The sequence below is a fragment of the Bacteroidales bacterium genome, assembly GCA_031275285.1.
GTDB lineage: Bacteria > Bacteroidota > Bacteroidia > Bacteroidales > UBA4181 > JAIRLS01.
On sequence record JAISOY010000179.1, the window covers coordinates 1 to 7,912 of the forward strand.

Sequence of the window (7,912 nt, forward strand, 5' to 3'; positions counted from 1 at the left end):
ACGGATAATGCTTTTATTTTTTTAGTGAGCCACTTCCAATCATGATACAAAGAGTTCGTATTTTTTGTAAAAATACGAGCAGCCAGAAGTTCTGAAAATACTAATCTTTTATCAGATTATAAAACATTTCATTTTTATCAATACACCCTACTGCCTGAACTTTTGCGTTTGGGTTTTGTATAGAAAAAGGGGTATCGGAAATGTAATTTCTCATCCTGCAGCCAAATAATGATATGGTCAATAACTTATCTCCCTTTATCAACATATAATCATAGGATTCTTCTACTGTGGTAAGAGCTGCGTTGTGTCCGGAAAAAGCTTCGACATTTGAGATTGCGGTATGCCCCTCCCCTTCAATGATCAGCGGATGAATATCTTTTATGTCTTTCCCGGTATTGGCAATAATCGAACCCTGGGCAATCTGCCAGTTCCGGTTTTTCTTCCCACCGCCTATTTTATGAATACCCACAGTTACACAGTCTAAATTGAAATTAGTTAATTGTCCGTATGTTTCTGCTCCCAGATATACCCCTCCATATACTCCGAATGTGAATATATCGATCATCTGGGCATTATCAGTATGATTGATCGAATATGAAAAAGTACCGTTTGCAATAACCGCGTCCACAATCCTTTTATGAAATGTCCGGCCAAATTCACGCATATTGGCAGGATTGATATGGCAATGAAGGATTCTTGGAATATCATAACAATAATCAATCCTGATAAATTCGCCGCTCAACGGATATCCGTAACAATGTTCAAACAATATCTGTTCATTAATATTTCTTCCTGTTGAATTAAAATCCATAGCGATATATTCACCGTAAAAAGTAAGGTTAGACAACGTAACTCCTTGTACATTTTGCTCTTTGGCTACTTGTATCGTGGGTTTATACTTGATTATCTTATCCGGGTCCATATATGTCTGTTCGGGATACCAGAACTGGATTCCTCTTATTTGAGTTGCCGACTCTACTGTAATGAACGCGTTATCTTCATCTGTAATCTTAAAAAGTGAGCCTACCGGTTCGTTGCTCTGTGGATTTTTCGTACCTCTTCCTGTTGGACCATGTACTCCAACTAAAGAAACATTCTTCTTTAAACGAATTCCTGAAGATACGGGATAACCTCCCTCGACAGGTTCTATCCATAAAGCGCTCCCTGATGTTGTAGCCCAGTCTATAGCTTTTTGCAGGTTTGTTTTATTGACCTCAGGCTGGTTTGTCGGTAATACACCAAAATCTTTTATACTTTTATATTGAGCAAAAGAGAATACCGGAAAAAATAATAATAACAAAGTATACTTTTTCATCTGTATAAAATTATTTTTAATGGTTAGATGAACCCCAAAGGGCTCAGTGAAACTAAATGTCCAATTTTGTTCATGACGGTGGGTATACCGATATGTTTATATGGACATTTCATATGAATGATTTTTTGTTTAGATTCAGGTAAAAAGTCGATATAATTTCATTATTATATATGATAAAAACCCTACAAATATATTTATTTCAAACATAATAATGTATCATGAGGAACAGGAAAAATCATTATTTTCATAAAACAGGAAGTGAATCTTTTTTATGAAAATAATATAATATTTAGCATAGATATTAAAAGTTTGAATTATAAACAATATTTTTGTCGTAAAGTTTCCTACCTTTACTAAATGGACATCATTAAGTATGAAAAACATGGAATATACAGTCAATCATTATCCTGAAATTGGTCGTTTTGAAATTACCCAAGATGGTTATACAGCCTATGTGGAATATACATTAAGAAATGAAACTATGGATATTACACACACTTATGTCCCCCCACCTATTGAGGGACGTGGAATAGCATCATTGTTAGTAGAACATGCTTGTGATTATGCCAAAGGAAAAGGATTAAGAATTATCCCGACTTGTTCTTATGTAAAGGTTTGGCTAAACAGGCATCCCGGATACCAGGATTAAAAATGAACTATATATTTTTACATTATTAACTTACCTGATATATGTCTTTATGTAACATTTAATGAGAAAAATACGTACATCTAATTTTAGATTCCATGATAGGATATCATAAATTGATCATAGGGGTTGTATTTTGTAGTTTATCTTTTGCAACAATATTTGGTGCAGAAGACGAATTATCTTTTGGAGAAACTCAAGCCAGGCAGAAAGCAGATTCGGCAAGGCTATTCTTCAGGAAATCAGATTATAAAAATGCCGAACGTTCGGTAAAAGAAAGTAACTTATTGTGTGATACTACGGATATTGAATTATTGATCGGTAATTATTCACTATTAATTACTATTGATTCAATTAATAAAGATTTCCGTTCAGCTCTTTCACATCTAAGCCAAAAAGAAGAATTAACCAATAAGGTGCTTACTGCAAAACGAGACCAGGCACGTAATGAAATTGCTCATAACCATCATATACAACAAAAAGAGGAAGAGATTGCATCTATAAGAAAGAAGGTTGCTGAAAATGATATAAAATATGAACGTAATAAAAAGATAGTTGTATTTCTTTCTATTTTAACATTAATTCTATTTATTTTCACATTGTTACGAACTTATCAAAGTCGTAAGAGAGTTAAATCCAATAGAAAACTTTTAGATGAAATCAATGCAAATAAGCATCACTTGGAATTGCTGACAAAACAATTCAATGAGCAAAGTTCTTATATTCAAAAAATAGCCCAGGAAAATACAGGACTTGAAAATGCAAATGCAGTTAAAAACAGACTATTATCGATCATTTCGCATGATTTAAGGAGTCCTATGTCGTCCCTTCAGGCATTGTTGAACCTTTTCAATACTAATGGTATAGCGCGTAAAGATCTGATTGATTTTTTCGGTAAACTGTTGTCCCGGGTTGAAAACACTTCTACTATGCTTGAAAATCTACTACATTGGTCCCATTACCAGCTAAATGGAATAGAGCCTATCTTTGAAAAAGTTGATATACAAAAAATTATAGATGACAGTATTAACTTCTATCATATGCAAGCCGAACAAAAGCGGATTGTGATAGATAATTCTTTAAGGACTTCTGTATTGGTGTATGCAGATATAGAAATGTTAAAGATAATACTTCGTAATTTGATTTCCAATGCCTTGAAATTTACATACAATGGTGGGATAATTACGATAAAGGCATTTAAAAAAGAAGGATATGTGATTGTTTCGGTAAAAGATACAGGTATTGGCATTACATCGGAAGACCAGTCGAAAATATTTTCCATGTCGAATTTTACGACCCTTGGCACGGATAAAGAAAAAGGGACAGGACTGGGTTTAATGCTTTGTAAAGATTTTGTAGAACACAATCGTGGCAAGATATGGCTGGATAGTAAAATTGGCGTCGGTACGACTTTTTATTTCAGTATTCCTCTTGCTGAGGAAGATTAAAATTTTAATCGGTAACAACCAATCTGATTCCTGCATTTTCAATAAACCCGGCCATAGAATCGGTAATTCCTGAGTCTGTAACAATGACATCTACTCTGTCTAAGCTGCATATCCTGCCGAAACCCCTCTTTCCGAACTTTGACGAATCAGCCAGAATAATACTTTTTAAAGAAGCATCTATCATTCTTTTATTCAGTTGGGCTTCTTCAATATTTGAATTGGTGATACCAAATTCAGAATCGATACCATCTACACCTAGAAAAACTTTCGAACAGGTTACATCATCAAAAAACCTGGATGTATAATCACCGATAACTGAGACAGAATTTTTCCGGAGGCTCCCACCCAACTGGATAATCTGGGTATTGACAAATTCATTCAGTAAGATAGATACCTTTAAAGATGCCGTTACAACAGTTAATTGGTCCATAGGTCTGATTTGTTCTGCTAAAGCAAAAACTGTAGATCCTGCACCTACAATGATTGAATCATTTTTTTCAATCAGGTTGTATGCTGCCCGTGCTATCTTCCTTTTTTCATTTATTTTTATCTTTTCTTTTTCAGTCAGTTTCAAATCAATGGTGTGGGGATTGATGACACTTGCACTCCCGTGTGTTCTGAATAGAAGTTTCTTTTCTTCCAGAAACTTCAGGTCATTACGAATAGTTGCAGTAGTAACATTCAGATAATTAGCAGCATCCGTTACCTTCACAAAGCCTTCTTTTTGTAAAGTATCAAGAATATATTTGTGTCTTTCAGCAATACTGGACATAGATATATTTATATATTATTAATTATAGTTTTTAATGGGTTAATTTATCGAACCAAATATAAATTCTTTTTTTCGAAATAAAAAAGAATTTATATTTTTGATTTTTTTGCTTTTAATTTGTTTATTTGCATAAAATAAAAATAAAAGAAAAAATGAAAAATATATTTATTTACTTCTGGCTTATTTTTGCTTTTTTTCATGCCAGCCAAACCTTATCAGCTCAAAATCCGGAGGATAACTACATCTCATTCAAAAAACTAAAGGATGCTCATCATTATTTTGCTTATCAGGCAGATGGTACAATCCTGGTCAGTGGACACAGGGGTGGATTGGAACCCGGATATCCCGAAAATAGCATTGAAGGTTTTCAGCAAGCGCTAAACCAAATGCCTGCTTTTTTTGAAATTGACCCCCGTTTGACAAAAGATAGTGTGATTGTCCTGATGCATGATGAAACATTAAACAGGACTACCAACAAAACAGGTAAATTATCCGATTACACCTGGGCAGAATTGCAATCGGTACGGTTAAAAGATCATACCGGTAATGTGACTTCAGTTAAAATCCCAACTCTTGAAGACGTAATTATATGGAGTAAGGGAAAAACTGTGATCAACCTGGACAAAAAGGATGTACCTTTTCACATGGTCGTAGCACTGATCAAAAAGCACAAAGCGGAAAAACATGTGATGTTGACCGTTCATACCGGCGCACAAGCCAGGTATTATTCCGACCGCCTGCCTGGGATCATGTTATCTGTTTTTGCAAGGAATAACAAAGAATACGAAGATATAGCCATTAGTGGTGTCCCATGGGAAACTATGATTGCCTATGTCGGACCGACCATCAATGAATCAAATAAGCACATTGTTGAAAAATTACATGCCAGAGGGGTGAGATGTATGATTTCAGTCGCTCCAACACATGATAAACTAAAAACTGCAGAAGAACGACAAAATGCTTATCAAAAAGAAATAGAGAAGCATCCTGATATCATTGAGTCGGATCTTCCCACGGAAGTATGGAAAGCATTACAAAAAAATAAATAAATATTATATGTCCCAGGTAGAAGAAGCATTAAAAGCGGCAAAGGAAACAAAAGCATTATGGATCGGTTCAGGTTTTCTTTCACGGGTTTCAGAATTATTCAAGGAACAATTTCCAGAAAAGAAAGCAGTGATTATAGCCGATAATAACACCTATAAAGTAGCCGGAAAATATGTAGAACAATTTATCAACTCGGCAAACATTGCACAGGAGGCTCCATTCATTTTTACAGATCCTGAATTATACGCTGAGTATACATACGTGGATATACTGACTGATTTCCTGAAAGATAAAGATGTAATACCGGTTGCAGTGGGTTCAGGTACCATCAATGACCTGACCAAACTTTCCTCCCACCTGACGGGAAGGCAATACCTATGTGTCGCAACGGCGGCATCCATGGATGGGTATACTGCTTTTGGTGCATCCATCACTGCGAATGGGGCCAAACAGACATTTAATTGCCCCGCTCCGCAGGCTTGTTTGGCGGATCTTGACATTATCAGCAAAGCGCCTTCTGAAATGACTGCTTCAGGGTATGCAGATCTTTTTGCGAAGATTCCGGCCGGTGCAGATTGGATACTGGCTGATATGCTGAACGTTGAACCTATTGACGGTCAAGCCTGGAACATTGTTCAGGGCGGACTACATAACGCCCTGTCTGATCCGGAAGGTGTCCGGAAAGGACAAACCGGTTCGATTTCAAAACTGATAGAGGGCTTAATGTTAGGTGGTTTTGCCATGCAATGGTCGCAAACAAGTCGTCCTGCTTCAGGAGCTGAACACCAATTCAGTCATTTATGGAATATGGAACATCACCTGAATAACGGTGAACATATTTCTCACGGTTTCCAGGTAAGTATAGGAAGTATTGCCATCACTGCTTTTTATGAACAGTTACTGAAAACACCTATTGAAAAGCTGGATATTGAAGCAGCCTGTAATGCCTGGCCAACCCCAGAGGAATCGGATCATAAAGCGCTGGATATATACAAAGGAACCGATTTTCCTGATATAGGTCTGAAGGAAACCAGGGCTAAGTATATCGACAAGAATCAATTGGCTGATCAATTAAAACTACTGGTTGAGAAATGGCCTGAAATGAAATCGAGACTGGAACAACAGCTGGTTCCATACAAGGAAGCAAAAATGAGGTTAAAAACGGTCGGTGCACCTGTAGAACCTGAAGAAATCGGACTCTCCCGGGAAAGGCTCCGGGAAACGTTTATCAGGGCGCAATTCATCAGGCGGAGATTTACCGTACTCGATCTTGCTGTCCGTACCAATTATATGGACCGGTGGCTGGATGGCCTGTTTGGTAAAGGCGGAATATGGGAAATAAATCAATAATAAAATCAATATGAGCACAAAATCGTTCAAATATTGGCAAATACGCACTCTCATAGGAACTATGGCAGGTTATGCCATATTCTATTTTGTACGTAAGAATTTTTCATTTGCCATTCCGGGATTAAGCGCTGAGTATGGGATCACAAAAACGAGCTTTGGTATCATTATGACTTTGGTCACCATTGTTTACGGTGTTTCCCGTTTCCTTAACGGATTTATTGCAGACCGTATAAATGCCCGTTACCACATGGCTATCGGTTTGTTATTGTGTGCTATAGCCAATTTTGCCTTTGGTTTTGGCGCAGATCTCAGTTCCCTGATCACCGGGGAAACAGGTGGACCAATGTTCACCAATACCATGGTTCTGAGTTTCGGGATCATCCTTGTGCTCAATAACTTTTTCCAGGGAAGCGGATTCCCGCCATGTGCACGTTTGCTGACTCACTGGATACCGCAACAGGAACTGGCCACTAAAATGTCTATTTGGAATACTTCCCATTCCATAGGCGCAAGCCTGGTGGCTATTTTATGCGGATATATCATGGGGACGCTTGGTACCAATATGAGTAATAATCCGGAAGTAATCGCAATGATCGCTTCAAATCTGAACGTTGATATGACAGATACGGAAAGGATGAAAAGTGTTATCGAATCGGCATCCCATATCGGTGCATGGAAATGGTGCTTCTGGATACCTGCATCCATTGCACTGGTCGGATCTGCAGGTCTGTTCCTTACATTACGGGATACCCCTTCATCAGTCGGATTGCCGGAATTACATGTTACCAATAAAAAAGGAAAAGATTCATCTGCCGAATATAAAGCATTTATACGCAAACATGTATTTCAGAATAAATGGATCTGGATACTGGGATTAGCCAATTTCTTTGTATACATTGTCCGGTTTGCCGTTTTGGATTGGGGACCGACATTCCTTAAAGAAGCTCATGGAATGTCATTGTCCCATGCAGGATGGACTGTCGCCGTATTTGAAATATTCGGTATCGTAGGGATGCTTGCCGCAGGTTGGATCACCGATAAATACTTAAAAGGGAAAGCGCATCGTACATGTGTCTTTTGCATGATAGGTGTTGCCATTTTTATGACCATATTTTTATTCCTACCCTCATCTATTCCGCCATGGATAATGATATTTGTATTGGCAATGGCCGGTTTTTTCATTTACGGTCCCCAGGCGCTTATAGGTATAGCTGCAGCCAACCAGGCTACTAACCGTGCAGCAGCAACAGCGAACGGCTTAACCGGTTTATTTGGTTATGCAAGCGGTATTGTTTCAGGTATCGGCGTTGGATTTTTTGTGGATATGATCAATA

At 37.6% G+C, this 7,912-nt stretch carries 7 protein-coding genes; 5 read left to right on the plus strand and 2 right to left on the minus strand.

The features are described from left to right. Nucleotides 1–100: 100 nt before the first annotated feature. Nucleotides 101–1,315, minus strand: a complete 1,215-nt coding sequence (locus tag LBQ60_17775) for a glycoside hydrolase family 55 protein (GenBank protein ID MDR2039774.1) — start codon at nucleotides 1,313–1,315, stop codon at nucleotides 101–103. A gap of 382 nt (nucleotides 1,316–1,697) precedes the next feature. On the opposite strand from LBQ60_17775, the gene LBQ60_17780 reads away from it, so the two are divergent. Further along, nucleotides 1,698–1,964 carry an N-acetyltransferase gene (locus tag LBQ60_17780; GenBank protein ID MDR2039775.1) on the plus strand — a complete coding sequence of 89 codons (267 nt, stop codon included), beginning with the start codon at nucleotides 1,698–1,700 and terminating at the stop codon, nucleotides 1,962–1,964. Between the two features lie 95 nt (nucleotides 1,965–2,059). Next, nucleotides 2,060–3,409 carry a HAMP domain-containing histidine kinase gene (locus LBQ60_17785; protein MDR2039776.1) on the plus strand — a complete coding sequence of 450 codons (1,350 nt, stop codon included), beginning with the start codon at nucleotides 2,060–2,062 and terminating at the stop codon, nucleotides 3,407–3,409. A gap of 4 nt (nucleotides 3,410–3,413) precedes the next feature. On the opposite strand, the gene LBQ60_17790 is transcribed toward LBQ60_17785, so the two are convergent. Next, nucleotides 3,414–4,181: a DeoR/GlpR family DNA-binding transcription regulator gene (locus tag LBQ60_17790; protein MDR2039777.1), complete on the minus strand. Its 768-nt coding sequence runs from the start codon at nucleotides 4,179–4,181 to the stop codon at nucleotides 3,414–3,416. A gap of 152 nt (nucleotides 4,182–4,333) precedes the next feature. On the opposite strand from LBQ60_17790, the gene LBQ60_17795 reads away from it, so the two are divergent. From LBQ60_17795 to LBQ60_17805, 3 genes are all read left to right on the plus strand, one after another. Continuing rightward, nucleotides 4,334–5,230 (plus strand): glycerophosphodiester phosphodiesterase family protein, encoded by an 897-nt coding sequence (locus LBQ60_17795; GenBank protein MDR2039778.1) that lies wholly within the window; start codon nucleotides 4,334–4,336, stop codon nucleotides 5,228–5,230. A gap of 7 nt (nucleotides 5,231–5,237) precedes the next feature. Then, nucleotides 5,238–6,578 (plus strand): sn-glycerol-1-phosphate dehydrogenase, encoded by a 1,341-nt coding sequence (locus LBQ60_17800; GenBank protein MDR2039779.1) that lies wholly within the window; start codon nucleotides 5,238–5,240, stop codon nucleotides 6,576–6,578. Between the two features lie 10 nt (nucleotides 6,579–6,588). Further along, on the plus strand, nucleotides 6,589–7,912 hold a 1,324-nt coding region (locus tag LBQ60_17805), incomplete at its 3' end, for an MFS transporter (GenBank protein MDR2039780.1).